The following is a 24,497-nucleotide window of genomic DNA, read 5'->3' as shown; positions in this document are numbered from 1 at the left end:
TTATCGCATACGTCTTCGAGATACGGCAACCCTCTCCGTGGTATTTTCGCACATGACCTACGGATTTCGTGGTCATGTCCGTGAGGTTCGCGCCCGTCCGCGCCCGGCGGGCGGTTTGTGAGCCGCCCCACCGGACCGGGCACGGCGCGGGGTGATTTGGGCACAATTGCGGGTCGCCCACCTGCGGGGTATCGCCGCCCCGCCCGCCGAGAGGTGCCTCGATTGCGTGCTCGTTCCCTGTCGACCCCGGCCCGTGCCCTGCTCGCCGCCGCCCAGGCCAACCCGTCGCGGCGGCGCCTGCTCAAGGGCGCCCTGGCCGGCGGCGCGATCGCCGCGACCGGCGCCACGATGGCCGCCTGCGGCACCCGCGGCGTGCCCGGCACCGTCGCCACCAGCGCCGCCGCCTGCGTCACCCCCGATGTGTCCGCCACCGAGCGCACGGTGGCGTTCTCCAACTGGACGCAGTACCTCGACGTCGACGAGAACGACTCCGCGCGCCACCCCACCCTGGCCGCGTTCCAGGCGAAGAGCGGGCTGAAGGTCGCGTACACCGAGGACATCAACGACAACAACGAGTTCTTCGGCAAGATCCGCACGCAGCTTGCGGGCTGCCAGAGCATCGACCGCGACATCGTGGTGTTCTCCGACTGGATGGTGAGCAAGTTCCTGCGGCACGGGTTCGCGCAGCCGCTCGACGCCGCCAAGATGGTCAACTACCACCGCAACCTGCTGCCCTCGCTGAAGGCGCGGCCGTACGACACCGAGCTGCGCTACGCGGTGCCGTGGCAGTCCGGCCTGACCGGCATCGCGGTCAACACCCGGGTGGCCAAGGAGGTGCGCACCATCGACGAGCTGCTCACCCGCCCCGACCTCAAGGGCCGGGTGACCGTGCCGATGGAGATGCCCGACACCATGGGCCTGCTCATCGCCTCGCTCGGCAAGAACCCGGCGGCCTTCACCCCCGAGGACTTCGACGCGGCGCTGGAGAAGCTGCGTAAGGCCGTCGAGTCCGGCCAGATCCGCCGCTTCACCGGCAACGAGTACGTGCAGGACCTGGCCAAGGGCGACGTCGCGGCGGCGGTGGCCTGGTCCGGCGACGCGATCCAGCTCGGCTTCAACGACGAGAAGATCAAGTTCGTCACGCCGGAGGAGGGCCTGCTGATCTGGTCCGACGCGGCGGTGATCCCGGTGACCGCGAAGCACGCGAGCAACGCCATGACGCTGCTGGACCACTACTACGACCCGAAGGTGGCCGCCGAGCTGGCCGCGTGGGTCAACTACGTGTGCCCGGTGGCCGGCGCGCAGGAGGAGATGGCCAAGATCGACCCGGAGCTGGCCGAGAGCAAGCTGATCTTCCCGGATGCGGCGATGCTGGCGAACGTGAAGGCCTTCGCCCCGCTCAGCGAGTCCGAGGAGCGTGAGTACCAGGCGAAGTTCTCCGCCGTCATGGGCGTCTGAACCAGCTCATGAGCGAAGCTCCCGTCGTGCTGCCGGACAGCATGGCGGGAGCTTCGTCGTGCGAGGGCTAGGCCGTGCCCCAGGAGTACGTCTGTTTGCGGAGCTTGAGGTAGACGAAGACCTCGGCGCTGACGACGCCGTCCACGGCGCGCACGTCCTGGAGGATCTCCAGCAGGTGGTCGTCGTTGCGGCAGACGACCTCGCACAGGATGTCGTACGAGCCGGCGGTGATCACGACGTAGTCGACCTCGCCGATCGCCGAGATCCGGTCGGCGATGCCCTCCAGGTCACCCGTGGTCCGGACGCCGATCATCGCCTGGCGGCCGAGGCCGAGCTGGAGCGGGTCGGTGACCGCCACGATCTGCATGACGCCCGCGTCGATGAGCCGCTGCACGCGCTGGCGTACCGCCGCCTCGCTGAGGCCGACCGCACGGCCGATGGTCGCGTACGGCCGTCTGCCGTCTTCCTGCAGTTGCTCGATGATCTGCTTGGCGATGTCGTCGAGCAGCGCGTGGTTCGCATGGTTCAGTTGAGGGTGACGGCGGATCACGGCGCGCGGCACGGCTGGTTCGGCGGGCGTCGGCAATGAGGCCTCCTGAGGCGTGTCAGATGGGGGGATCGACCAGGGGTGGGGACCCGACCCGGGCATCGTATCGCTACGTGGCAGACGATTCCGACACTTGGCGGACGTTCGCGTAACGGAAACGTCATGTGCACGCGACATAGGATGTCGGAATCCGTAGCCGCCTCCCGGATTCACCACGGAATCCCTTGTCATGTGGCGCAGGTCATGTCAGGATCGTCGCGCCGCAGGTTGTCAACCAGCCGACAAAGGGGGCGATATGGCAGGCTTCTCGCCGAACGTCATCGGTGACCGTTTGGCCGACGGAAGCTCGGGTGAGCCGTTCGCCGTGGTCAACCCCGCTGACGGTAGCACCGTCGCCGAGTATGTACTCGCTGGTCAGGAAGACGTCGACGCCGCGGTGGCCGCGGCCCGCGCCGCGTTCGGCGGCTGGTCGGGCGCGACGCCGGGGGAGCGCTCCGGCGCGCTGCACCGCCTGGCCGGGATCCTCGCGGACCGCGCCGCGGATTTCGTGGCGGCCGAGGTGTCGCAGACCGGCAAGCCGGTGCGGCTGGCGGCGGAGTTCGACGTGCCCGGCACCGTCGACAACACCGCCTTCTTCGCCGGCGCCGCGCGCGACCTCGCGGGCAAGGCCGCGGGGGAGTACTCGGCCGACCACACCAGCTACGTGCGCCGCGAGGCGATCGGCGTGGTGGGCTCGATCTCGCCGTGGAACTACCCGCTGCAGATGGCCGCCTGGAAGATCCTGCCCGCGATCGCCGCGGGCAACACCATCGTGCTCAAGCCCGCCGAGCTGACCCCGCTGACCAGCGTGATGTTCGCACAGGCGTGCCTGGACGCGGGCATCCCCCCGGGCGTGGTCAACGTGGTCACCGGCCGCGGCGCGGTGGCGGGCGCGGCCCTGGTCGCCCACCCCGACGTGGACATGGTCAGCTTCACCGGCTCGACCGCGGTGGGCCGCCAGGTCGGCGCGACCGCCGCGGGCGCCGTGAAGCGGATCCACCTGGAGCTGGGCGGCAAGGCCCCGTTCCTGGTCTTCGACGACGCCGACGTGGAGGCCGCCGCGCAGGGCGCGGTCGCCGGTTCGCTGATCAACAGCGGGCAGGACTGCACCGCGGCCACCCGCGCCTACGTGCAGCGGCCGCTCTACGACCGCTTCGTCGCGCGGGTCGCCGAGCTGTTCGAGGGGGTACGCCCCGGCGACCCGCTCGACCCGGCGACCGACATCGGCCCGCTGATCAGCGTCGCGCAGCGCGACCGGGTGGCGGGGTTCGTGGACCGGGCCCGCGCCGCGGGTGCCAAGATCGTGACCGGCGGGCGGGTGCCCGACGGCCTCGGGCATGGTGCGTACTACGCGCCGACCCTGGTCGTGGACGCCGCCCAGGACAGCGAGATCGTACGGCAGGAGGTGTTCGGCCCGGTGCTGGTCGTGCTGCCGTTCGACGCCGACGACGAGGGTGTGGCCCTGGCCAACGACACGCCGTACGGCCTGGCGGCGAGCGTGTGGACGCGCGACGTGCACCGCTCCCTGAGGGGCACGCGCGAGCTGCGCGCCGGGTGCGTGTGGGTCAACGACCACATCCCGATCATCAGCGAGATGCCGCACGGGGGTTACCGTCGCTCCGGCTTCGGCAAGGACATGTCCACGTACTCCTTCGAGGAGTACACCCAGCTCAAACACGTTATGTACGACCGCACGGCGGTGGCCGCGAAACCGTGGCACCGCACCGTCTTCAGCCAGTGAGCAAGTGATACCGCGCCGGTAACCCCTCCAGCAGTGAAGGAACTTTCGATGGCTCGTCGCATACCACTCTCCCCCCAGGCCCAGGCTGTGCTGTCGGCGATGCCGTCCCGCCGGAACGTGCTGCGCGGGACCCTCGCCGCCGGCGCGTTCGCGGCGGCGGGCGGGGCGCTGGCCGCCTGCGGCACCAAGGGCACCAACGGCAACGCCACCGGCACGCAGTCCGAGGGCCCGAAGTGCACCACCCAGGACCTGTCGGCGACCGAGCGCAAGGTCCTCTTCTCCAACTGGCCGGCCTACATCGACGAGGACGAGAAGAACCCGGAGATCCACCCGACGCTGGTCGCGTTCAAGGCGAAGACCGGCCTCGACGTCGAGTACACGGCCGACATCAACGACAACAACGACTTCTACGGCAAGATCCGCCAGCAGCTCACGGCCTGCCAGACGATCAACCGCGACCTGGTGGTGTTCACCGACTGGATGGCGGCGACGTTCATCCGCAACGGCTTCGCCCAGAAGTTCAGCCCCGACAAGGTGGCCACGTTCGCCAAGAACCTGGCCCCGTCGCTGCGCGGCCGCCAGTTCGACCCCAACATGGAGTACGCCGCGCCGTGGCAGTCCGGCCTGACCGGCATCGGCGTGAACACCGGGGTGACCAAGGAGGTGCGCACGGTCGACGAGCTGCTGACCCGCCCCGACCTGAAGGGCAAGGTCACCTTCCTGACCGAGATGCACGACACCATGGGCTTCATGCTGCTGTCGATCGGCAAGGACCCGGGCAACTTCACCGGCGCCGACTTCGACGCGGCGCTGGAGAAGCTGAAGGGCGGCGTCAGCTCCGGCCAGATCCGCCGCTTCACCGGCAACGACTACGTGCAGGACCTGGCCAAGGGCGACATCGCGGCGTGCATCGCGTGGTCCGGCGACGTGATCCAGCTCGGCTTCGACAACCCGAAGATCAAGCTGATCGCGCCGGACGAGGGCATGATGCTCTGGTCGGACAACATGCTGATCCCGGTCACCGCCACGCACGCGAGCAACGCCCAGGCGCTGATCGACTACTACTACGACCCGAAGGTCGCCGCCGAGCTGGCCGCGTACGTCAACTACGTGTGCCCGGTGGCCGGCGCGCAGGAGGCGATGAAGGACATCGACCCCGAGCTCGCCGAGAACCCGCTCATCTTCCCCGACGCCGCGATGCAGGCGAAGACCAAGATCTTCATGCCGCTGACCGAGGCGCAGGAGAAGGAGTACCAGGGCAAGTTCCAGGCAGCGATCGGGGCGTGACTGGGTGAAGGGCCAGAACCAGGATCTCCGCATCGAGAACGTCACCAAGACGTTCGGCGGCTTCACCGCCGTCGACGACCTCACCCTGACCATCCCGGACGGCTCGTTCTTCGCCCTGCTGGGGGCGTCGGGCTGCGGCAAGACCACCACGCTGCGCATGGTGGCGGGTCTGGAGGAGCCGACCGCCGGGCGGATCACGCTCGGCGGCCTGGACATCACCCGGATGCGCCCCTACAAGCGGCCGGTCAACACCGTGTTCCAGAGCTACGCGCTGTTCCCGCACCTGAGCGTCGCGGACAACGTGGCGTTCGGGCTGCGGCGCAAGGGAGTGGGCAGGAAGGACGCCGACCGCAAGGTCGCGGAGATGCTCGACCTGGTCCAGCTCGGCGGTTACGGGCCGCGCCGCCCGGCGCAGCTGTCCGGTGGGCAGCAGCAGCGGGTGGCGCTGGCCCGGGCCCTGGTCAACAGCCCCGAGGTGCTGCTGCTCGACGAGCCGCTGGGCGCGCTCGACCTGAAGCTGCGCCGCCAGATGCAGATCGAGCTCAAGCGCATCCAGACCGAGGTCGGCATCACCTTCGTGCACGTCACCCACGACCAGGAGGAGGCCATGACCATGGCCGACACGGTCGCGGTGATGCAGGCCGGGCGCATCGAGCAGCTGGGCGCGCCCGCCGAGATGTACGAGTTCCCCGCCTCGGCGTTCGTGGCCAACTTCCTCGGCCAGTCCAACCTGATCCCGGCCGAGGTGACCGGGCAGACCGACGGCCACGTCACAGTCGACGCGCACGGCAACCGCCTGGCGCTGCCCGCGGCCCGCTGCCGGGTCACCTCCGGCAGCGCGCTGCTGGGCGTACGCCCGGAGAAGCTGCACCTGTGCGACGGGCTGGACGCGGTGCCCTCGGGCCACGCGGCGGTGCGCGGTGTCATCACCGACACCTCGTTCACCGGCGTCTCCACGCAGTACCTGGTGCGGGCGCCGTGGGGCAGCGAGCTGACCGTGTTCGTGCCGAACTCGGGCCTGGCCTCCCCGGCCGCGCCGGGGGCCGAGGTGGCGGTGCACTGGCTGCCCGCGCACTCGTTCCTCGTGGGGAGCTGACGTGGCGGCCCTCCTTCCCACCGCGTCGGGCGGCAGCGCCGTCGCCGCCGAGGTCCCGGTCGAACCGCCGGCCGGGATGCGGCGGCGGCGCTGGATCCCGTACGCGCTGCTCGCCCCGGGCATGCTGTGGCTCGCGGTGTTCTTCGTCTACCCCGTGGTCCAGCTGTTCATGGCGAGCCTGTGGAACCCGGCCGGGTCGATCGAGACCGGCTACGTGTTCGACTGGTCGTGGAGCAACTACGCCGACGCGTGGGAGATGTTCCACGTCCAGTTCCTGCGCTCGCTCTGGTACGCGCTGATCACCACGGTGATCTGCCTGGCGCTGGGCTACCCGCTCGCGTACGCCATCGCGATCAAGGGCGGGCGCTGGAAGAACCTCATGCTGGTCGGCGTGATCGCGCCGTTCTTCACCAGCTACCTGGTGCGCACCTACTCGTGGAAGGCGATCCTGTCCGACAGCGGGCCGGCGGTCGACTTCCTCAAGTGGGCCCACCTGCTCGGGCCGGACGGGCGGCTGCTGGCGACCGAGTTCGCGGTGATCGCGGGCCTGGTCTACAACTTCCTGCCGTTCATGGTGCTGCCGCTCTACGCCAGCCTGGACAAGCTGGACGTACGCCTGCTGGAGGCCGCGCGCGACCTCTACCACGGGCCGGTGCGCAGCTTCCTGCGCGTGACGCTGCCGCTGTCCCTGCCGGGCGTGGTGGCGGGCACGCTGCTGACGTTCATCCCGTCGGCCGGCGACTACGTCAACGCGAACCTGCTGGGCGGGCCGAACACGCAGATGATCGGCAGCGTGATCCAGTCGCGGTTCCTGGTGGTCAACGACTACCCGATCGCGTCGGCGCTGTCGGTCATGCTGATGGTGACGATCCTGGTGCTGGTGACGGTCTACGTCAGCACCGCCGGCACGGACGAGGTGGTCTGATGCACGCGCTGTGGCGCTGGCTCGCCGACAAGTGGGTGCTGCTGGTCGGCCTGCTGATCCTGCTGTACCTGTTCGTCCCGATCGCGGTGATCTTCCTGCTGTCGTTCAACCAGCCGGGCAGCCGCAACACCACCTACGTGCTCGACCTCCAGACGTTCGACTTCACCTGGAACAACTGGACCGACATGTGCGGCGCGGCCGGGATCTGCGACGCGCTGCTGCGCAGCATCTACATCGGGTTCGGGGCCACCCTGATCTCCACGATCCTGGGCACGCTCATCTCGTTCGCGCTGGTGAGATACCGGTTCTTCGGGCGAAAGGGCACGAACACCCTGATCTTCCTGCCGATGGCCACGCCGGAAATCGTGATGGGCACCTCGTTGTTGACCCTGTTCATAGGGTGGCAGGTGCCGCTGGGCTTCTTGACGATCCTCATCGCGCATGTCATGTTCTGCATATCGTTCGTGGTGGTCACCGTGAAGGCACGGCTGGCCGGGCTCGATCCGAGGCTGCAGGAGGCGGCGATGGACCTGTACGCGACGCCGTGGCAGGCGTTCCGTCTGGTCATCCTGCCGCTCGTGCTGCCCGGCATCGTGGCGGCCTCGCTGCTGGCGTTCTCGCTCAGCTTCGACGACTTCATCATCACGAACTTCGTGACCGGCACCAGCGGCTACGAGACCTTCCCGATGTTCATCTGGGGGTCCAACCTGCGCGGCATCCCGCCGCAGGTCAACGCCATCGCCAGTGCCATGTTCCTGATCTCGTTCGCGTTCGTCATCGCGGGCCAGCTGCGCAACCGCCGCCGCTCCGCCCGCCGCGCGGCGACTTCCTAATTCTCTGAACGGCCGCCGACCCGGCCTCCACGCCTGATCGTGGAGGGTCCGGCTCGGCGGCCGTTTGGCATCCCCGGACATTCCGTTTATCAGGGGATTAATCAGGAAAAAGGAGCGTCACCCGCTCCCGGGTAGCAGAAGGAGGAGATCGGCTCATGCGGGCCAAAGGATCAAAACTGTGGGCGTCGGCGCTTGCGGATGCGTCGCCGACGCCGTACTGGACGGACCGGCCTGAGCGGCCGGCACCCGTGCCCCCGCTGACCAGCGCGACCACCGCGCAGCTGGCGGTGATCGGGGGAGGCTACAGCGGCCTGTGGACGGCCCTGCTGGCCAAGGAGCGCGACCCGTCGGCCGACGTGGTCCTGCTCGAATCGGGGGTGTGCGGCCACGCCGCCTCCGGACGCAACGGCGGCTTCTGCTCCGCGAGCCTGACCCACGGGCTCGCCAACGGGGTGGACCGCTTCCCGGACGAGATCACCGAGCTGGAACGGCTCGGCCGGGAGAACCTCGACCAGATCGAGGACACGCTGGGCCGGTACGCCATCGACTGCGACTTCGAGCGCACCGGTGAGCTGGAGGTGGCCACCTCCGCGTACCAGCTGGACTGGCTGCACGAGTCCTACGAGCTGACCCGCTCGATGGGCTACCAGGCCGAGCTGTTCGACCGCGACCAGGTGCGGGCGCAGGTCGACTCGCCCACCTACCTGGGCGGCTGGTGGGACCGCGACCGGGTGGCCATGCTCGACCCGGCGAAGCTGGCCTGGGGCCTGCGCCAGGCATGCCTGTCGCTGGGCGTGCGCATCTACGAGGGCACCCCCGTCCTCGGGCTGAGCAGCGGACGCGACGGGCTCACCCTGCGCACGCCGCACGGCGAGGTGCGCGCGGCGAAGGTCGCGCTGGCGACCAGCGCCTTCGGGCCGCTGCTGCGCAAGCTCAAGCGCTACCTGATCCCGGTGTACGACTACGCCCTGATGACCGAGCCGCTGTCCCCGGCGCAACTCGGTGACCTGGGCTGGGCCAACCGGCAGGGGCTGGGCGACTCGGCCAACCAGTTCCACTACTACCGGCTCACCGCGGACAACCGGATCCTGTTCGGCGGGTACGACGCGATCTACCACTTCGGCAACCGCATCGCGCCCACCCTCGAACAGCGAGAAGCCACCTTCGACCGGCTGGCCGAGCACTTCTTCACCACGTTCCCGCAGCTGGAGGGGCTTCGGTTCACCCACAGCTGGGGCGGGGTGATCGACACCTGCACCCGGTTCTGCGCCTTCTTCGGCACGGCCTTCGGCGGGCGGCTGGCCTATGCGGCCGGTTACACAGGGCTGGGCGTCGGGGCGACCCGCTTCGGCGCGCAGGTGATGCTCGACCACCTCAGCGGTGTGGCCACGGCACGCACGGAACTGGACTTCGTCCGCTCCAAGCCCTGGCCGCTGCCCCCGGAGCCGCTGCGCTCGCTCGGCATCCAGCTCACCCGCTGGTCGCTGGCGCGCGCCGACGAGCACCAGGGACGGCGCAACCTCTGGCTGCGCACGCTGGACCACGCCGGGCTCGGCTTCGACTCCTGACCCCCCGTCCCGCGTCCCTCCGTGGGGACGCGGGAGAAACACACGTGAATAACGCACCTTTCGTGGCGAATGTCCGCCACGACGTTGAAGGGACTTTTATGCGTATCCTGCTGGTCGGCGCTGGTGGCGTCGGCAGTGCAGCAGCCGCCATCGCCGCTCGCCGTGACTTCTTCCAGCTCATGGTCGTAGCGGACTACTCCCTGGAGCGGGCCCAGCGCGCCGTCTCCGGGCTCGACGACCGTTTCGTCGCGGCCAGGCTCGACGCGTCGCAGGCCCGCGACGTGGCCGAGCTGTGCCGCACGCACGGCATCACGCACGTGCTGAACGCGGTCGACCCCCGTTTCGTGATGCCGATCTTCGACGGCGCGTTCGAGGCCGGCGCGGACTATCTCGACATGGCCATGTCGCTGTCCCGCCCGCACCCGACCGAGCCGTACGCCAAGACCGGGGTGATGCTCGGCGAGGAGCAGTTCGGCAAGGCCGTCGCGTGGGCGGCCGCCGGGCGGCTCGCCCTGGTCGGCATCGGTGTGGAACCCGGCCTGTCCGACGTGTTCGCCCGCTACGCCGCCGATCACCTGTTCGCCGAGATCGACGAGATCGGGGTGCGGGACGGCTCCAACATCACCGTGGACGGGTTCGACTTCGCCCCGTCGTTCTCCATCTGGACCACCATCGAGGAATGCCTCAACCCCCCGATCGTCTGGGAGCGCGAGCGCGGCTGGTTCACCACCGCCCCGTTCAGCGAGCCCGAGGTGTTCGACTTCCCGGAGGGCATCGGACCGGTCGAGTGCGTCAACGTGGAGCACGAGGAGGTGCTGCTCATCCCGCGCTGGGTCGACGCCAAGCGGGTCACCTTCAAGTACGGCCTGGGCACCGAGTTCATCGAGATCCTGAAGACCGTGCACAAGCTCGGCCTCGACTCCACCCGCCCGATCGCCATCGGCGGCGGCAAGTCGCAGGTCATGGTGTCGCCGCGGGACGTGCTGGCCGCCCAGCTGCCCGACCCGGCCACGCTCGGCTCCCTCATGAAGGGCAAGACCTGCGCCGGCACCTGGGTCAAGGGCAGGGGCCTGGACGGCAAGGCCCGGGAGCTGTACCTCTACCACGTCGTCGACAACGAGTGGTCCATGCGCGAGTACGGCCACCAGGCCGTGGTGTGGCAGACCGCGGTCAACCCCGTGGTGGCGCTGGAACTGCTCGCCGGCGGGGCGTGGCAGGGCACCGGCGTGCTCGGCCCGGAGGCGCTGGACCCGGTGCCGTTCCTGGACCTGCTGACGGCGTACGGCTCGCCCTGGGGCATGCGCGACCAGCAGCCGTTCCGGGCGCTGCCCCAGCCCGCCCGGGAGCAGATCGCGGCCTGACGTGATCCGCTCCGCGGCCCTTCAGGGCGCCATGATCGCTGGTTCGTGTCCAGACCTAGGGCTGGGCCGTACTTTGTGACACGAAGTCGCGATCTTGGCGTGGCTGCCCGGTGGCCCAGGTCCACCGTGGGGCGGACGGGCGTTAAGAAGGGCACCTTCCTCTACGCATAGCGTTAAGAAGGTGCCCTTCCTTTTATCAGGTGGTGGTGGCGAAGGCCTGGTCGAGGATGGTGAGGCCGCGGTCCAGGTCGTCGTCGGAGATGACGAGCGGGGGGAGGAAGCGGAAGACGTTGCCCCAGGTGCCGCAGGTGAGGGTGAGCAGGCCGGCGGCGTGGCACGCCTTGTTGACCGCGCCGGTGAGGACCGGGTCGGGGTCGAGGGTGCCGGGGCGGGTCAGCTCGATCGCGACCATCGCGCCACGGCCGCGGACCTCGGCGATCTGCGGATACTTGGCGGCCAGCGAGGTGAGCCGGTCGGTGAGCACCCCGCCGATGCGGCGGGCCGCGGCGGCCAGGTCCAGCTCGCGCATGGTCTCGATGGAGGCCAGGGCGGCGGCGCAGGCGATGGGGTTGCCGCCGTACGTGCCACCGAGCCCGCCGACGTGCACCGCGTCCATCACCTCCGCCCGGCCGGTGACCGCCGCCAGCGGCAGGCCGCCCGCGATGCCCTTCGCCGTGGTGATCAGATCGGGCACCACCTGCTCGTGCTCGCTGGCGAACCAGTCGCCGGTGCGGCAGAACCCGGTCTGGATCTCGTCGGCCACGAACAGCGCGCCGTTGGCCGAGGCCCAGGACGCGAGGGCGGGCAGGAAGCCGGGCGCGGGCACCACGAAGCCGCCCTCGCCCTGGATCGGCTCGATCACGATCGCGGCCACGTTCTGCGCCCCGACCTGCGTGGTGATCGCGTCGAGGGCGCGGGCGGCGGCCTGCTCGCCGGTCAGGCCGTCGCGCAGCGGGTACGACATCGGCGCGCGGTAGACCTCCGGCGCGAACGGCCCGAACCCGTGCTTGTACGGCATGTTCTTCGCGGTCAGCGCCATGGTCAGGTTCGTCCGGCCGTGGTAGCCGTGCTCGAACACGATCACCGCCTGCCGCCCGGTGGCGTACCGGGCGATCTTCACGGCGTTCTCGACGGCCTCCGCACCGGAGTTGAACAGCGCCGAGCGTTTCTCGAAGCCGCCCGGCGTCAGCTCGTTGAGCTGCTCGCACACGGCCACGTACGACTCGTACGGCGTCACCATGAAGCAGGTGTGCGTGAAGCGCTCGACCTGCTCGCGTACCGCCGCGACGACGGCCGGGGCGCTGTTGCCCACGTTGGTGACGGCGATCCCGGCCGCGAAGTCGATCCACTCGCGCCCGTCGACGTCGGTCAGCGTGCCGCCGGAGGCGCGGTCCACGTACGACGACAGGGTCGAACCGACTCCGCGCGCGACGGCACCGGCGCGCCGGGCGTGGATCTCGGAGGAGGAGCTCACGATCACTCTCCGATGCTGTGCATGACGTGCTTGACCCGGGTGTAGTCTTCCAGCCCGTAGGCCGACAGGTCCTTGCCGTAGCCGGACTGCTTGAAGCCGCCGTGCGGCATCTCGGCGACCAGCGGGATGTGCGTGTTCACCCAGACGCAGCCGAAGTCCAGCCGCTTGCTCAGGCGCATCGCGCGGCCGTGGTCGGCGGTCCACACGCTGGAGGCCAGGCCGTAGCGGCAGTCGTTGGCGTAGCGCAGCGCCTCGGCCTCGTCGGCGACCTTCTGCACGGTGATGACCGGGCCGAACACCTCGTCGGTGACGATCTCGTCGCCCTGGAGCAGGTCCGCCACGACGGTCGGGGCGAAGTAGAAGCCCCGGTCGCCGACCCGCTCGCCGCCGGTGGTGACCCGGGCGTGCGCGGGCAGCCGCTCGATGAAGCCGGTGACCCGGGCGAGCTGGTTGACGTTGTTCAGCGGGCCGTAGAGCACGTCCTCGTCGTCGGGCGCGCCGGTCTTGAGGTTGCGGGCCTGCTCGGTGAGCGCCTCCACGAACGCGTCGTACGCCCCCTCGGTGACCAGCACCCGGGTGGCGGCGGTGCAGTCCTGGCCCGCGTTGAAGAACCCGGCGATGGCGATGCCCTCGGCCGCGGCGGCCACGTCGGCGTCGTCGAACACCAGCACCGGGGCCTTGCCGCCCAGCTCCAGGTGGGTGCGCTTGAGCGCGGGCGCGGCCGAGGCGGCGACCTCGGAACCGGCTCGCGTGGAGCCGGTGATGGAGACCAGCGCCGGGGTCGGGTGCGCGACCAGCGCCCGGCCGGTGTCCCGGTCGCCGCAGACCACGTTGAGCACGCCCGGCGGCAGGAACTCGGCGGCGATCTCGGCCAGCAGCAGCGTCGACATCGGCGTGGTGTCGGACGGCTTGAGCACCACCGTGTTGCCCGCGGCGATCGCCGGGGCGAACTTCCACACGGCCATCATCAGGGGGTAGTTCCACGGCGTGACCTGCGCGACCACACCGATCGGCTCGCGGCGCACGTAGCTGGTCAGGCCGGTCATGTACTCCCCGGCGGAGCGGCCCTCCAGCAGCCGGGCGGCGCCGGCGAAGAAGCGGAGCTGGTCGATCGCGGGCGGCAGCTCCTCGCTCGCGGTCAGGTGCAGCGGCTTGCCGGTGTTGCGGCTCTCCAGCGCGACCAGCTCGTCCGCCCGCGCCTCGACCGCGTCGGCGATCTTCAGCAGGGCCTTCTGGCGCTCGCTCGGCGTGGTGTCGCGCCAGGTCTCAAAGGCCGCGGCCGCCGCGGCCATGGCGTCCTCGACGTCCTGCTTGCCGGAGACGGGCGCGCTCGCGATCACCTCACCCGTGCACGGGTCGACCAGGTCGGCGTAGCCGCCGTCCACGGGGGCCACGTACTTTCCGTTGATGAAGTTGGCCAGTTTCTCTGTCATCGGTGGCATAGGGCTATCCTCGCGACGAAATCCGCAACCAGCAAGGGTCTTGAGCAACTGTTTTCGTGCAGTAGGGTGGGCATATGGCCGATCAGACCCCGTACTGGATCGCGGGCTCCCCGGAGTCGAGCGACGACACCGTCGTCATCCGTAACCCCTATGACGGGCGGGTGGTCGGTCAGACCGCCAACGCTACGCCTGCGCAGGTCGAAACCGCGGTCGCCGCAGCGGCGAAGGCCGCGCCGGAAGCGGCCCGGCTGCCCGCCGCCGCCCGCGCCGCCGCCCTCGACCACGTCAGCCGCCGCCTGACCGAGCGGGGCGACGAGATCGCCGCGCTGATCTCCGGCGAGAACGGCAAGCCGCTCATGTGGGCCAGGGCGGAGCTGGGCCGCGCCGCCTCCACCTTCCGCTGGGCCGCCGAGGAGGCGCGCCGCTTCTCCGGCGAGCTGATGCGGCTGGACACCGACCCGGCCGCCGCCGGGCGCATGGCGGTGGTGCGCCGCTTCCCCAAGGGGCCGGTGCTGGGCATCAGCCCGTTCAACTTCCCGCTGAACCTGGTCGCGCACAAGGTCGCCCCGGCGATCGCGGTCGGCGCGCCGATCGTGGTCAAGCCCGCCCCGGCCACCCCGCTGTCCGCGCTGCTGCTCGGCGAGCTGCTGGCGGAGACGGACCTGCCCCCGGGCATGTTCTCGATCGTTCCGGTGCCCAACGACCGGGCGGCGGCGCTGGCCGCCGACCCGCGGCTGCCGGTGGTCTCGTTCACCGGGTCCGGGCCGGTCGGTGCGGCGATCCAGGCGGCCGTGCCACACAAGCACGTCACGCTGGAGCTGGGCGGCAACGCCGCGGCCGTGGTCTGCGGCGACTACCGCGACCTGTCCTGGGCGGCGCAGCGCATCGCGCTGTTCAGCAACTACCAGGCGGGGCAGAGCTGCATCGCGGTGCAGCGGGTCATCGTGCACCGCGACCAGGCCGAAGCGTTCCTGCCGAAGCTGGTCGAGGCGGTGCGCGGCCTGAAGACCGGCGACCCGGCCGCGGCCGACACCCAGGTCGGCCCGCTGATCAACGAGGCCGCCGCGGAGCGGGTCGAGAGCTGGGTCGAGGAAGCGGTCGCCGCAGGGGCGCGGGTACTCGTCGGCGGGGTCCGCGACGGCGCGAACTACGCCCCGACCGTGCTGGCCGACGTGCCCGCCGACGCCAAGGTCGCCTGCGACGAGGTGTTCGGGCCGGTGCTCGTGGTGTCCGTCGTCGACTCCGACGAGGCCGCGTTCGCGGCCGTCAACGACTCGGCCTTCGGCCTGCAGGCCGGGGTCTTCACCAGCGACCTGCAGACGGCGTTCGCGGCGCACGCGACGTTGCAGGTGGGCGGGGTGATCGTGGGTGACGTGCCGTCGTTCCGCGCCGACCAGATGCCGTACGGCGGCGTGAAGGGCTCCGGCACCGGCCGCGAGGGCCTGCGCAGCGCCATGGACGACTACACCGATCCCCGCGTGATGGTCCTCACGGGTCTCCAGCTCTGACTGCCCACATCGCGACAGTTCCGCCAGGCTGCCGCCCCCATGCTGCGACGGCGGCACGGGGGCGGCTTTCTCCCGAGTGACGTGGTTCGCGCGCCGGTCCTGGGTACGTAACGTGCGGTGGTTAGGGTGAGGCGTTTGGTCGAGATTGAGGAGAAGCCGTGTCTGACCTGTCCCAGATCGTCAAGGCGTACGACGTCCGCGGCACCGTGCCGGACCAGCTGAACGAGCCGGTGGCCGGCGCGCTGGGCCGGGCGTTCGCGCAGACGCTCAAGGACCTGGGGGAGGACCGCGGCACCGTCGTCGTCGCGCACGACATGCGCGAGTCCGGCCCCGCGCTGGTCAAGGCCTTCACCGACGGGGTACGCGCCGAAGGCGTCAACGTGATCAACGCCGGTCTCGGCTCGACCGACCTGCTGTACTACGCCTCCGGCATCCTCGACCTGCCCGGCGCCATGTTCACCGCCAGCCACAACCCGGCCCAGTACAACGGCATCAAGCTGTGCTTCGCCGGAGCCAAGCCGGTGGGCCAGGCCAGCGGGCTGTCCGCCATCCGCGAGCGGGCTCAGCAGCTGCTCGACTCGGGTGAGGCACTGCCCGCGCCGAGCGGCACGATCGAGTCGCGGGAGATGCTGGCCGACTACGCGGCGCACCTGCGCACGCTGGTGGACCTGAGCGGGATCCGGCCGCTGAAGGTGGTCGTCGACGCCGGCAACGGCATGGGTGGATACACGGTGCCCGCGGTGCTCGGCGACGCGGTGCTGCCCGCGCTGCCGCTGGACATCGTGCCGCTGTACTTCGAGCTGGACGGCTCGTTCCCCAACCACGAGGCCAACCCGCTGGAGCCGGCGAACCTGGTGGACCTGCAGGCGGCGGTGCGCGAGCACGGGGCCGACCTGGGCCTGGCCTTCGACGGCGACGCCGACCGCTGCTTCGTGGTGGACGCCGAGGGCGCGCCGGTGTCCCCGTCCGCGGTGACCGCGCTGGTCGCGACCCGCGAGCTGGCCAAGTACCCGGGCGCCACGATCATCCACAACCTGATCACGTCGGCGGCGGTGCCGGAGATCGTGCGCGAGCAGGGCGGCGTCCCGGTGCGCACCCGGGTGGGCCACTCCTTCATCAAGGCGGAGATGGCCAGCACCGGCGCGGTGTTCGGCGGCGAGCACTCGGCGCACTACTACTTCCGCGACTTCTGGGGCGCCGACACCGGCATGCTGGCCGCGATGCACGTGCTGGCGGCGCTGGGCGAGCAGGACGGCCCGCTGTCGGAGCTGGGGCGGCGCTACGAGCGTTACATCTCCTCTGGCGAGATCAACTCGGTGGTGGCCGACCAGGGCGCGAAGCTGGCCCAGGTGCGCTCGCACTTCGCCGGGGAGCAGCAGGACGAGCTGGACGGGCTGACCGTCGCGTTCGACGACGGCGCCTGGGTGAACCTGCGCGCGTCGAACACCGAGCCCCTGCTGCGGCTGAACGTCGAGGCCCCGACGCAGGAGCGGATGTCGCAGCTGCGCGACGAGGTGCTGAAGCTGGTCCGTGGGTAGGCTGTTCCTCGCTCAGCCGGCGATCTGAAGGAGCCTGACGTGTCGCTCGCCCCGCAACTGCTCGAAGTGCTCGCCTGCCCGGCGGAGGACCACGCCCCGCTGCGGCACGACCCCGACGCGCAGACGCTGACCTGCACCTCCTGCGGCCGGGTGTACCCGGTCCGGGATGGCCTGCCGGTGCTGCTGCTCGACGAGGTGCTCGACGCCCCGGCGGGTGAGTGATGGGTGCTCCGATCGACGGTGCCGCGGGCGTACGCGGCAACCGCTTCTTCGACGAGGCGCTGCTGGACAACGCACCGGCCCTGGCCGCGCGCGACCCCGGGGGCATGCTCCGGGCGATCGCGTCGGCCGGGGCGCAGGTGCGCGAGGCGACCTCGCTGACCGCCGAGGTGGACCTGACGCACCTGGCCGACGAGGGCCGGCCGCGGGCCGTGGTCGTGGTCGGCGCGGGCACCGCGGCGCGTACCGGCGACATCCTGACCACCATCGCGGGACCGCGCTGCCTCGTGCCGGTGCTGACCCACCGCAGCGTGGAGGTGCCGGCCTGGATCGGCGCGGCGGACGTGGTGCTGGCCGTGTCGGCCTCGGGCCGCTCGCCCGAGGCGCTGGCCGTGGCCGAGGCGGCGGGCCGCCGCGGGGCCCGGCTGATCGGCATCGGCGCGCCGGGCTCGCCGCTGCAGTCGGTGGCCGAGCGCTACCGCGCGCCGTTCATCCCGGTGCCGCGCCGCGGCGCGGCGCGGGCGAACCTGTGGGGCCTGACGGTCCCGGTGCTGCTCACCGCGCGTGCGCTGGGCCTGGTGAAGGTGAACGAGGCGGACCTGGCGGAGAGCGCGACCCGGCTGGACCAGGAGGCCGACCGCTGCCGCCCGACCGCGGAGACGTTCGTCAACCGGGCCAAGACGCTGGCCCTGAACCTGGCCGGCTCGGTGCCGGTGATCTGGGGCGACTCGCCGCTGGCGGCGGTCGCGGCGGTGCGCTTCGGCGACATGCTGTCGGCCAACGCCCGTTATCCCATCGTGACCGACGCGCTCGGCGAGGCCGGGCGCGGCCGGGTGGGTCTGCTCGACGGCGTGTTCGGCGCGCTGGCGGCGGCCGAGCGGGACATCTTCGCTGATCCTGACCTTGACGGCGTGACCGAGGACCCCTCGCGTCTGCGCGTGGTGCTGCTGTGCGACGGTGGTCTCGCCGACGAGAACAGTGCGGCGCAGACGACGGACCGGCGAGCCGAGGTGGTGCAGGACATCGCGGCGAGGCGCGGGATCGAGGTGGACGTGCTCACCGCCGAGGGCGGATCGGCGCTGGAGCGGTTCGCCTCACTGGTCGCGGCGACTGACTTCGCCTCGGTCTACCTCGGCCTCGGGCATGGCCTGGATCCGATGGCGGTGCCGGCCGTCACGGAGCTGAAGGAGCAGTTGCGCAAGTGAGCAGGCGAGGCGAGCTCAACAACTACATGTACGGAGCGCGGGCGTGAGCGCGGGCGGCGGGACGAAGGCGATCGTCGCGGCGCTGCTGGCCAACGTGGGCATCGCGATCACGAAGTTCATCGCGTGGGCCCTGTCCGGCTCGTCGTCGATGCTGGCGGAGGCGATCCACTCGGTCGCCGACTCGGGCAACCAGGTGCTGCTGCTGTTCGGCGGCCGCCGGGCCCAGCGGGCGGCGACGCCGCTGCACCCGTTCGGCTACGGCCGGGAACGCTACATCTACGCGTTCATCGTGTCGATCGTCCTGTTCAGCGTGGGCGGTCTGTTCGCGATCTACGAGGCGTTCCACAAGTACGAGGAGGCGATCCACTCGCCGACCAAGGGCGCGATCACCAGCTGGCAGTGGCTGCCGGTGACCGTGCTGGTCGTCGCGATCATCCTGGAGTCGTTCTCCTTCCGGACCGCGATCGTCGAGTCGAACGCCGTCCGCGGCAAGGCGTCGTGGAAGGAGTTCGTCCGCCGGGCCAAGGCGCCGGAGCTGCCGGTGATCCTGCTGGAGGACCTCGGCGCGCTGGTGGGTCTGATCTTCGCCCTGATCGGCGTGTCGATGACCCTCATCACCGGCAACGGCCTCTGGGATGCCGCGGGCACTATGATGATCGGCCTGCTCCTGGTGGTCATCGCGATCATCCTGGCGATCGAGACGAAGAGCCTGCTGCTCGGCGAGTCGGCGACCGACGAGGACGTCAAGGCGATCGCCGCGGCGATCGTCGACGGCCCCGAGGTGGAGCGCGTGATCCACATGCGCACCCTGCACCTCGGCCCGGAGGAGCTGCTGGTCGCGGCCAAGATCGCGGTCCGGCACGACGAGACCGCGGACGAGGTCGCCAAGGGCATCGACGCGGCGGAGGCCCGGATCCGGGCGGCCGTGCCGATCGCTCGGGTGATCTACCTAGAGCCGGACATCTACTACCAGAAGGGCTGAGTGTGCGCCGACTCCACAACCGGATCCGGCCCTACGCATGGGGCTCGCGCGAGGTCATCGCGCGGGTCCAGGGCCGCCCCGTGCCCAGCGAGGGACCCGAGGCCGAGCTGTGGGTCGGCGCACATCCCGACTGCTCCTCCCTGGTGGAGGGCGAGGGCGCGCAGCTGGCCGACGTGATCGCTTCGGCGCCGGGCGACCTGCTCGGCGCCGAGGCGCTCGGGCGCTTCGGCGCCCGCCTGCCGTACCTGTTGAAGCTGCTGGCCGCGGAGCGCTCGCTGTCGCTGCAGGCGCACCCCGACGCGCGCCAGGCGGCCGACGGCTACGCCGCGGAGGACGCCGCGGGGGTGCCGCGCGACGCCGCCCACCGCAGCTACGTCGACGGCAACCACAAGCCCGAGCTGCTGGTGGCGTACACCGAGTTCGAGGCGCTGTGCGGGTTCCGGCCGGCGGAGGAGTCGGCGGAGCTGGTGGACGCGCTGGGCGTCATGGCGCTCAAGCCGGTGGTCGGCGCGCTGGCCGTGGGCGACCTGCGCGAGGCGGTGCGCGCGCTGCTGTCCTGGCCCGCGCACACCCGCGCGGAGCTGGTCGAGGAGGCTGTCACGGCGTCCGGGAACCTGCCGGACGGGCCGGCCGGCGGCGGGCCGCGCGGCCTGGTGCGGCTGCTCGCCTCCGACTACCCGGGTGACGTGGGTGTGCTGGTGTCGCTGCTGCTCAACCACGTGGTGCTGGCGCCCGGCCAGGGCATCTGGATGCCCGCCGGCAACCTGCACGGCTACCTGCGCGGGGCCGGTGTCGAGATCATGGCGGCCAGCGACAACGTGCTGCGCGGCGGCCTGACCCCCAAGCATGTGAACGTGCCGGAGCTGCTCCGCGTGCTGCGCTTCGAGCCGCTGCACGCCCCGGTCCGCGACCCGGAGCCGGTCGCCCCGGGCGTGGTGACCTGGTCGGTGCCGGTCGACGACTTCCGGCTGCACCGGGTGCGGCTGGACGGCGCGGTGGGCGAGGCGCGACTGGACCCGGCGGGTCCGCGGACCGCGTTCTGCGTCGCGGGCGAGGTGACCGTGGCCGACAGCGCGGGCACGGCGCGGCTGGGCGGCGGCGACGCGGCGTTCGGCGCCGCGGACGGCGGAAAGATGATCTTCTCGGGCGCGGGCGAGGCGTATCTGGCCTCGCTCTGAGCGGCCCTGTTCCACAACGGACGACGGTCCGCCTGGTTGAAAACGAATCCCGTTTCTCAACCGGCGGGCTGTTTTTCGGTACCCCCGACGTGTCGCGCCGCGGCGCGCCGTACGACTCGACGGTTCTGCTTGACAGCGGAAACGCGGAGTGTAGCCTTTTAACCACGCAGCGTTATCGGGATCAACACAGCCGAGCGCGCGCGGAGGAACCAAACCGGGGGGAGTGTGGCCCGGTTCCCGTTGCGGAGGGTCCGCCCGGGAACCGGGCCACACGTATGAGACGGCCGACCCACGGGGACAGGCGGTGCCCATCCCTCCGGACGGCCCGGCGTAGGCTGTAGCACGCACTGGTCAGCCGACCGATTGGGAGTTCATCTATGGCCCGCACCCTTGCCCCCGGCGACTTCAAGGTCGCCGACCTGTCCCTCGCGGCGTTCGGCCGCAAGGAGATCCAGCTCGCCGAGCACGAGATGCCCGGCCTGATGGCGGTACGCCGCGAGTACGCGTCCGCGCAGCCGCTGGCGGGGGCACGCATCGCCGGATCGCTGCACATGACCGTGCAGACCGCGGTGCTGATCGAGACGCTGGTCGCGCTGGGCGCCGACGTGCGCTGGGCCAGCTGCAACATCTTCTCCACGCAGGACCACGCCGCCGCCGCGATCGCGGTCGGCCCCGAGGGCACCGTGGACGCCCCCGCCGGCGTGCCGGTCTTCGCCTGGAAGGGCGAGACCCTGGAGGAGTACTGGTGGTGCACCGAGCAGATCCTGCGCTGGCCGGGCAACGAGGGCCCGAACATGATCCTCGACGACGGCGGTGACGCCACGCTGCTGGTGCACAAGGGCGTCGAGTTCGAGGCGGCCGGCGCGGTCCCGTCGCCGGAGAGCGCCGACTCCGAGGAGTACGCCATCATCCTCGGCGTGCTGCAGCGCTCCCTGTCCGAGGACGCCAAGCGGTGGACGACCATCTCGGCCGGCATCAAGGGCGTGACCGAGGAGACCACCACCGGCGTGCACCGCCTCTACGAGATGCAGCAGGCCGGCTCGCTGCTCTTCCCGGCGATCAACGTCAACGACTCGGTCACCAAGAGCAAGTTCGACAACAAGTACGGCTGCCGCCACTCGCTCATCGACGGCATCAACCGCGCCACCGACGTGCTGATCGGCGGCAAGGTCGCGGTCGTCGCGGGCTACGGCGACGTGGGCAAGGGCTGCGCCGAGTCGCTGCGCGGCCAGGGCGCCCGGGTCATCGTCACCGAGATCGACCCGATCTGCGCGCTGCAGGCGGCGATGGACGGCTACCAGGTCGCCACCATGGAGGACGTGGTCGAGACCGCCGACATCTTCGTCACCTCGACCGGCTGCAAGGACGTCATCACGGCCGACCACATGAGCCGGATGAAGCACCAGGCGATCGTCGGCAACATCGGCCACTTCGACAACGAGATCGACATGGCCGGGCTGCAGAAGACCCCGGGTGTCGAGCGGATCAACATCAAGCCGCAGGTCGACGAGTGGCGTTTCGCCGACGGCCACTCGATCATCGTGCTGTCCGAGGGCCGCCTGCTCAACCTCGGCAACGCGACCGGCCACCCGTCGTTCGTGATGAGCAACAGCTTCACCAACCAGGTGATCGCGCAGATCGAGCTGTTCACCAAGCTCGACCAGTACCCGATCGGCGTCTACACGCTGGCCAAGCATCTGGACGAGAAGGTGGCCCGGCTGCACCTGGCCGCGCTCGGCGTGCGCCTCACCGAGCTGACCAAGTCCCAGGCCGAGTACCTCGGCGTGCCCGTGGAGGGCCCGTACAAGGCGGACCACTACCGGTACTGAGCCTGGAAGCTGCTCGATCGAAGCTCCCGCCCCGCTGTTCTGCCAGCCGGGCGGGAGCTTCGGCTTTGCCTTTGCTCTGCTTACAGATACGCAACCGTCGCGTATCTGTAAGCAGAGCAAAGGCGGGCGTGCTCGTCTGGATGACGCGCAGTCAGGCGTGCCGGGCGTGAAAGCCCCGCTCAGCGGGGAGCGGCGGAACGCAGTGGCGCCGCACCGGTGGGTGTCGACGGGGCGCTGGACGCGGCTGTCGGCGGTGAGCCGGACTGTGCGGGGATGCCGGGCCGGGCGGCCGGCTGCCTGGATTGCGGGACCGTCTGCGCGGGCGTGAACAGCTCCGGCCAGAGCAGCGCGTGGCTGGCCCGGTCGCGGGTCAGCCGGGCCGCCGCGCGGCGGTGCCGCTCGCCGACGACCGCGGCCAGGTACGCCCAGCCCGGCGTGTCCTGCGGCGGGGCGGGCGTGGTGCAGGCGGCGATCTCGGTGGCCAGCGCGTGGCCCAGGCGCGTCCGGTGCGGGTCGCGCAGGCCGCGGCTGCGGGCGAGGAAGTGGCGGGCGGCCAGCGCCAGCTCGTCGTCCAGCCCGGTCAGGTCCAGCGTGGTCGCCCACTGCGCCAGCGGCGGGGGGATGCTCGGCACCCAGCCCCAGCTCTCCGGCGTACGGTCGTGCACCACGAGGGTGCCCGCCGCCATGTCGGCCAGCCGCTTGCCGCGCGGCGAGCCGGTCAGCACGGCCAGGCTCGCCACCCAGCCCACCGCCAGCAGCAGGCCGGGCCACTCCAGCGTCGCGCCGACCAGCGCCCGGGTGAACGACTGGCGCAGCGTGATCGGGCCGCCGTCGTCGCGCACCACCCGCAGGCCCATCGCCAGCTTGCCCAGCGTGCGCCCGCGCGTCAGCGCCAGCAGCAGCGTCGGGTAACCCACCGCGACCAGCACGATCGTCAGGATGTACGCGGACGTCACGTTGGCCGTGTCCGGGCCCAGCACCAGCATCAAGCCGAAAGTCAGCAACGGGAGCAGCAGCATCGCCACCATGACCTGGGCGAGGACGTCGAGCATCAGGGCCAGCGTGCGTGACCCGGCGCGGGCCAGGCGCACCTCCAGGTGCACGGCCTCACCGCTGACCAGCCCCGTGGCGGTGCCGTCCGCCGCCTCACGCCCCTGCCGCATCGGCACAGTGAATCACAGGCACGCACCGCTCGACGGTCCCCGTTAGGCTGCTCCCGGTCGGCGGAGAACTCCGGGAGGAACGAGCGGTGGACCTGGACGCGTACGTCGCCGAGCATCGTGGCGAGTGGCGGCGGCTGGAGATGCTGAGCCGGCGCCGCAAGCCCACCGCGGCCGAGGCGGACGAGCTGGTGCTGCTCTACCAGCGGGTGGCCACCCACCTGTCCGTGGTGCGCAGCCGCACGCCCGACCCGGCGCTGGTGGCCGAGCTGTCCCGGCTGGTGCTGACCGCCCGCGCGACGATCACCGGCGCCGCGCCCGTGGACTGGCGGCGCGTGCCGCGCTTCCTCGCGTACGACCTGCCGCTGTCGCTCTACCGGGCGCGCCGCTGGTGGTACGGGACCACGGTCTGCTTCGTGCTCGCCGCCGTCGCCGTGGGGATGTGGGTCAACAGCGACCCGGGGGTCGCCGAGTCGTTCGGCATGAGCGCGGCGGACATCGAGCGCCTGGTCGAGTTCGAGTTCGAGGCTTACTACAGCGAGCACACCGCGCCGAGCTTCGGGCTGATGGTGTGGACGAACAACGCCTGGATCGCGGCGCAGTGCCTGGCCTCCGGGGTGCTGCTGGTCCCGGTGGCCTGGTTCCTCTGGCAGAACGCGCTCAACGTGGGCCTGGTCGGCGGGCTGATGGTGGGGCACGGCCGGGCGGACGTCTTCTTCGGGCTCATCGCCCCGCACGGGCTGCTGGAGCTGACCGGGATCTTCGTGGCCGCCGGGGTGGGCCTGCGGATCGGCTGGGCCTGGGTGGTGCCGGGGCCGGTGCTGACCCGGGGGCAGTCGCTGGCCGCCGCGATGCGTCAGGGTATGCACGCCGCGCTGGGTCTGGTCGGGGTGTTCGCGGTGGCGGGCGTCCTGGAGGCGTTCGTGACGCCGTCGTTCCTGCCGCTGCTGGTGCGCGACGCCATCGGCGTGCTGGTGTGGGGTGCCTTCCTCGGCTACGTGCTGGTGCTGGGCCGCCGCGCCGAGCGCGGCGACCTGGTCCTCGACGCGGCCCTGCCGACCCGGCCCTGATCCGGCGGCCGGGCCGTGCCGACCGCGCCAGGCCAGC

General features: G+C 71.0%; 20 protein-coding genes. 16 read left to right on the top strand and 4 right to left on the bottom strand.

All coding sequences use genetic code 11. The features are described 5' to 3' along the window. The first annotated feature begins 222 nt into the window (after positions 1-222). Positions 223-1,458 (top strand): PotD/PotF family extracellular solute-binding protein, encoded by a 1,236-nt coding sequence (locus CS0771_RS02285; RefSeq protein WP_244870551.1) that lies wholly within the window; start codon positions 223-225, stop codon positions 1,456-1,458. 67 nt (positions 1,459-1,525) lie between these two features. On the opposite strand, the gene CS0771_RS02280 is transcribed toward CS0771_RS02285, so the two are convergent. After that, complete coding sequence (locus tag CS0771_RS02280) at positions 1,526-2,020, bottom strand: Lrp/AsnC family transcriptional regulator (protein ID WP_244871294.1); 495 nt, start codon at positions 2,018-2,020, stop codon at positions 1,526-1,528. Positions 2,021-2,300: 280 nt separating this feature from the next. On the opposite strand from CS0771_RS02280, the gene CS0771_RS02275 reads away from it, so the two are divergent. The 7 genes from CS0771_RS02275 to CS0771_RS02245 all read left to right on the top strand — a co-directional run bounded on the left by CS0771_RS02275 (position 2,301) and on the right by CS0771_RS02245 (position 10,855). After that, positions 2,301-3,785 (top strand): gamma-aminobutyraldehyde dehydrogenase, encoded by a 1,485-nt coding sequence (locus CS0771_RS02275; protein ID WP_212839569.1) that lies wholly within the window; start codon positions 2,301-2,303, stop codon positions 3,783-3,785. A 48-nt stretch (positions 3,786-3,833) separates the two neighbouring features. Continuing rightward, a complete protein-coding gene (locus CS0771_RS02270; RefSeq protein ID WP_212839568.1) occupies positions 3,834-5,072 on the top strand; it encodes a spermidine/putrescine ABC transporter substrate-binding protein in 1,239 nt (412 codons plus the stop codon). Positions 5,073-5,076: 4 nt separating this feature from the next. Then, positions 5,077-6,168, top strand: a complete 1,092-nt coding sequence (locus CS0771_RS02265) for an ABC transporter ATP-binding protein (protein WP_212839567.1) — start codon at positions 5,077-5,079, stop codon at positions 6,166-6,168. Between the two features lies 1 nt (position 6,169). Beyond that, positions 6,170-7,093 carry an ABC transporter permease gene (locus CS0771_RS02260; protein WP_371821337.1) on the top strand — a complete coding sequence of 308 codons (924 nt, stop codon included), beginning with the start codon at positions 6,170-6,172 and terminating at the stop codon, positions 7,091-7,093. Next, the gene (locus CS0771_RS02255; RefSeq protein ID WP_212839566.1) at positions 7,093-7,926 is read left to right on the top strand and encodes an ABC transporter permease; all 834 of its coding nucleotides are present in this window, start codon (positions 7,093-7,095) and stop codon (positions 7,924-7,926) included. The genes CS0771_RS02260 and CS0771_RS02255 overlap by 1 nt, the downstream gene beginning before the upstream one ends. Positions 7,927-8,081: 155 nt before the next feature. Beyond that, positions 8,082-9,494: an FAD-binding oxidoreductase gene (locus tag CS0771_RS02250; protein WP_212839565.1), complete on the top strand. Its 1,413-nt coding sequence runs from the start codon at positions 8,082-8,084 to the stop codon at positions 9,492-9,494. Between the two features lie 98 nt (positions 9,495-9,592). After that, positions 9,593-10,855 carry a saccharopine dehydrogenase family protein gene (locus CS0771_RS02245; RefSeq protein WP_212839564.1) on the top strand — a complete coding sequence of 421 codons (1,263 nt, stop codon included), beginning with the start codon at positions 9,593-9,595 and terminating at the stop codon, positions 10,853-10,855. Between the two features lie 196 nt (positions 10,856-11,051). Here the strand turns inward: CS0771_RS02245 and gabT are convergent, their stop codons facing one another. Both gabT and CS0771_RS02235 read right to left on the bottom strand, forming a co-directional pair. After that, the gene (gene gabT / locus CS0771_RS02240; RefSeq protein ID WP_212839563.1) at positions 11,052-12,329 is read right to left on the bottom strand and encodes a 4-aminobutyrate--2-oxoglutarate transaminase; all 1,278 of its coding nucleotides are present in this window, start codon (positions 12,327-12,329) and stop codon (positions 11,052-11,054) included. Between the two features lie 2 nt (positions 12,330-12,331). After that, on the bottom strand, positions 12,332-13,762 hold the full coding sequence (locus CS0771_RS02235) for a gamma-aminobutyraldehyde dehydrogenase (RefSeq protein WP_212839562.1): 1,431 nt from the start codon (positions 13,760-13,762) through the stop codon (positions 12,332-12,334). A gap of 83 nt (positions 13,763-13,845) precedes the next feature. Between CS0771_RS02235 and CS0771_RS02230 the strand changes: the two genes are divergently transcribed. The 7 genes from CS0771_RS02230 (at position 13,846) to ahcY (ending at position 22,230) form a co-directional block, all read left to right on the top strand. Next, on the top strand, positions 13,846-15,279 hold the full coding sequence (locus CS0771_RS02230; protein ID WP_212839561.1) for an aldehyde dehydrogenase family protein: 1,434 nt from the start codon (positions 13,846-13,848) through the stop codon (positions 15,277-15,279). A gap of 158 nt (positions 15,280-15,437) precedes the next feature. Next, the gene (locus tag CS0771_RS02225) at positions 15,438-16,817 is read left to right on the top strand and encodes a phosphomannomutase/phosphoglucomutase (RefSeq protein ID WP_212839560.1); all 1,380 of its coding nucleotides are present in this window, start codon (positions 15,438-15,440) and stop codon (positions 16,815-16,817) included. Positions 16,818-16,856: 39 nt separating this feature from the next. Next, positions 16,857-17,039, top strand: coding sequence for a Trm112 family protein (locus CS0771_RS02220; protein WP_212839559.1), 183 nt, complete (start codon positions 16,857-16,859; stop codon positions 17,037-17,039). Next, the gene (locus CS0771_RS02215) at positions 17,039-18,241 is read left to right on the top strand and encodes an SIS domain-containing protein (protein WP_212839558.1); all 1,203 of its coding nucleotides are present in this window, start codon (positions 17,039-17,041) and stop codon (positions 18,239-18,241) included. Before CS0771_RS02220 ends, CS0771_RS02215 begins: the two co-directional genes overlap by 1 nt. Before the next feature lie 43 nt (positions 18,242-18,284). Next, the gene (locus CS0771_RS02210) at positions 18,285-19,223 is read left to right on the top strand and encodes a cation diffusion facilitator family transporter (RefSeq protein WP_212839557.1); all 939 of its coding nucleotides are present in this window, start codon (positions 18,285-18,287) and stop codon (positions 19,221-19,223) included. 2 nt (positions 19,224-19,225) lie between these two features. After that, the gene (gene manA / locus CS0771_RS02205; RefSeq protein WP_212839556.1) at positions 19,226-20,401 is read left to right on the top strand and encodes a mannose-6-phosphate isomerase, class I; all 1,176 of its coding nucleotides are present in this window, start codon (positions 19,226-19,228) and stop codon (positions 20,399-20,401) included. Between the two features lie 377 nt (positions 20,402-20,778). Further along, positions 20,779-22,230, top strand: coding sequence for an adenosylhomocysteinase (gene ahcY / locus CS0771_RS02200; RefSeq protein WP_212839555.1), 1,452 nt, complete (start codon positions 20,779-20,781; stop codon positions 22,228-22,230). A gap of 179 nt (positions 22,231-22,409) precedes the next feature. Here the strand turns inward: ahcY and CS0771_RS02195 are convergent, their stop codons facing one another. Then, entirely contained in the window at positions 22,410-23,393 is a 984-nt protein-coding gene (locus CS0771_RS02195) for an RDD family protein (RefSeq protein WP_212839554.1), read from the bottom strand. An 86-nt stretch (positions 23,394-23,479) separates the two neighbouring features. Between CS0771_RS02195 and CS0771_RS02190 the strand changes: the two genes are divergently transcribed. Next, complete coding sequence (locus tag CS0771_RS02190; RefSeq protein ID WP_212839553.1) at positions 23,480-24,460, top strand: stage II sporulation protein M; 981 nt, start codon at positions 23,480-23,482, stop codon at positions 24,458-24,460. Positions 24,461-24,497: the final 37 nt, after the last annotated feature.

The sequence above is a fragment of the Catellatospora sp. IY07-71 genome (genome assembly GCF_018326265.1).
In the GTDB taxonomy this organism is placed as follows: domain Bacteria; phylum Actinomycetota; class Actinomycetes; order Mycobacteriales; family Micromonosporaceae; genus Catellatospora.
This window is presented reverse-complemented; position numbering and strand designations above follow the sequence as displayed.

Excerpts from the sequence above, each read along its gene's own strand:
- CS0771_RS02275 (WP_212839569.1), top strand. The coding sequence starts at position 2,301 with ATGGCAGGCTTCTCGCCGAACGTCATCGGTGACCGTTTGGCCGACGGA.
- CS0771_RS02270 (WP_212839568.1), top strand. The coding sequence starts at position 3,834 with ATGGCTCGTCGCATACCACTCTCCCCCCAGGCCCAGGCTGTGCTGTCG.
- CS0771_RS02255 (WP_212839566.1), top strand. The coding sequence starts at position 7,093 with ATGCACGCGCTGTGGCGCTGGCTCGCCGACAAGTGGGTGCTGCTGGTC.
- CS0771_RS02250 (WP_212839565.1), top strand. The coding sequence starts at position 8,082 with ATGCGGGCCAAAGGATCAAAACTGTGGGCGTCGGCGCTTGCGGATGCG.
- CS0771_RS02245 (WP_212839564.1), top strand. The coding sequence starts at position 9,593 with ATGCGTATCCTGCTGGTCGGCGCTGGTGGCGTCGGCAGTGCAGCAGCC.
- CS0771_RS02235 (WP_212839562.1), bottom strand. The coding sequence starts at position 13,762 with ATGACAGAGAAACTGGCCAACTTCATCAACGGAAAGTACGTGGCCCCC.
- CS0771_RS02230 (WP_212839561.1), top strand. The coding sequence starts at position 13,846 with ATGGCCGATCAGACCCCGTACTGGATCGCGGGCTCCCCGGAGTCGAGC.
- CS0771_RS02215 (WP_212839558.1), top strand. The coding sequence starts at position 17,039 with ATGGGTGCTCCGATCGACGGTGCCGCGGGCGTACGCGGCAACCGCTTC.
- ahcY (WP_212839555.1), top strand. The coding sequence starts at position 20,779 with ATGGCCCGCACCCTTGCCCCCGGCGACTTCAAGGTCGCCGACCTGTCC.
- CS0771_RS02195 (WP_212839554.1), bottom strand. The coding sequence starts at position 23,393 with ATGCGGCAGGGGCGTGAGGCGGCGGACGGCACCGCCACGGGGCTGGTC.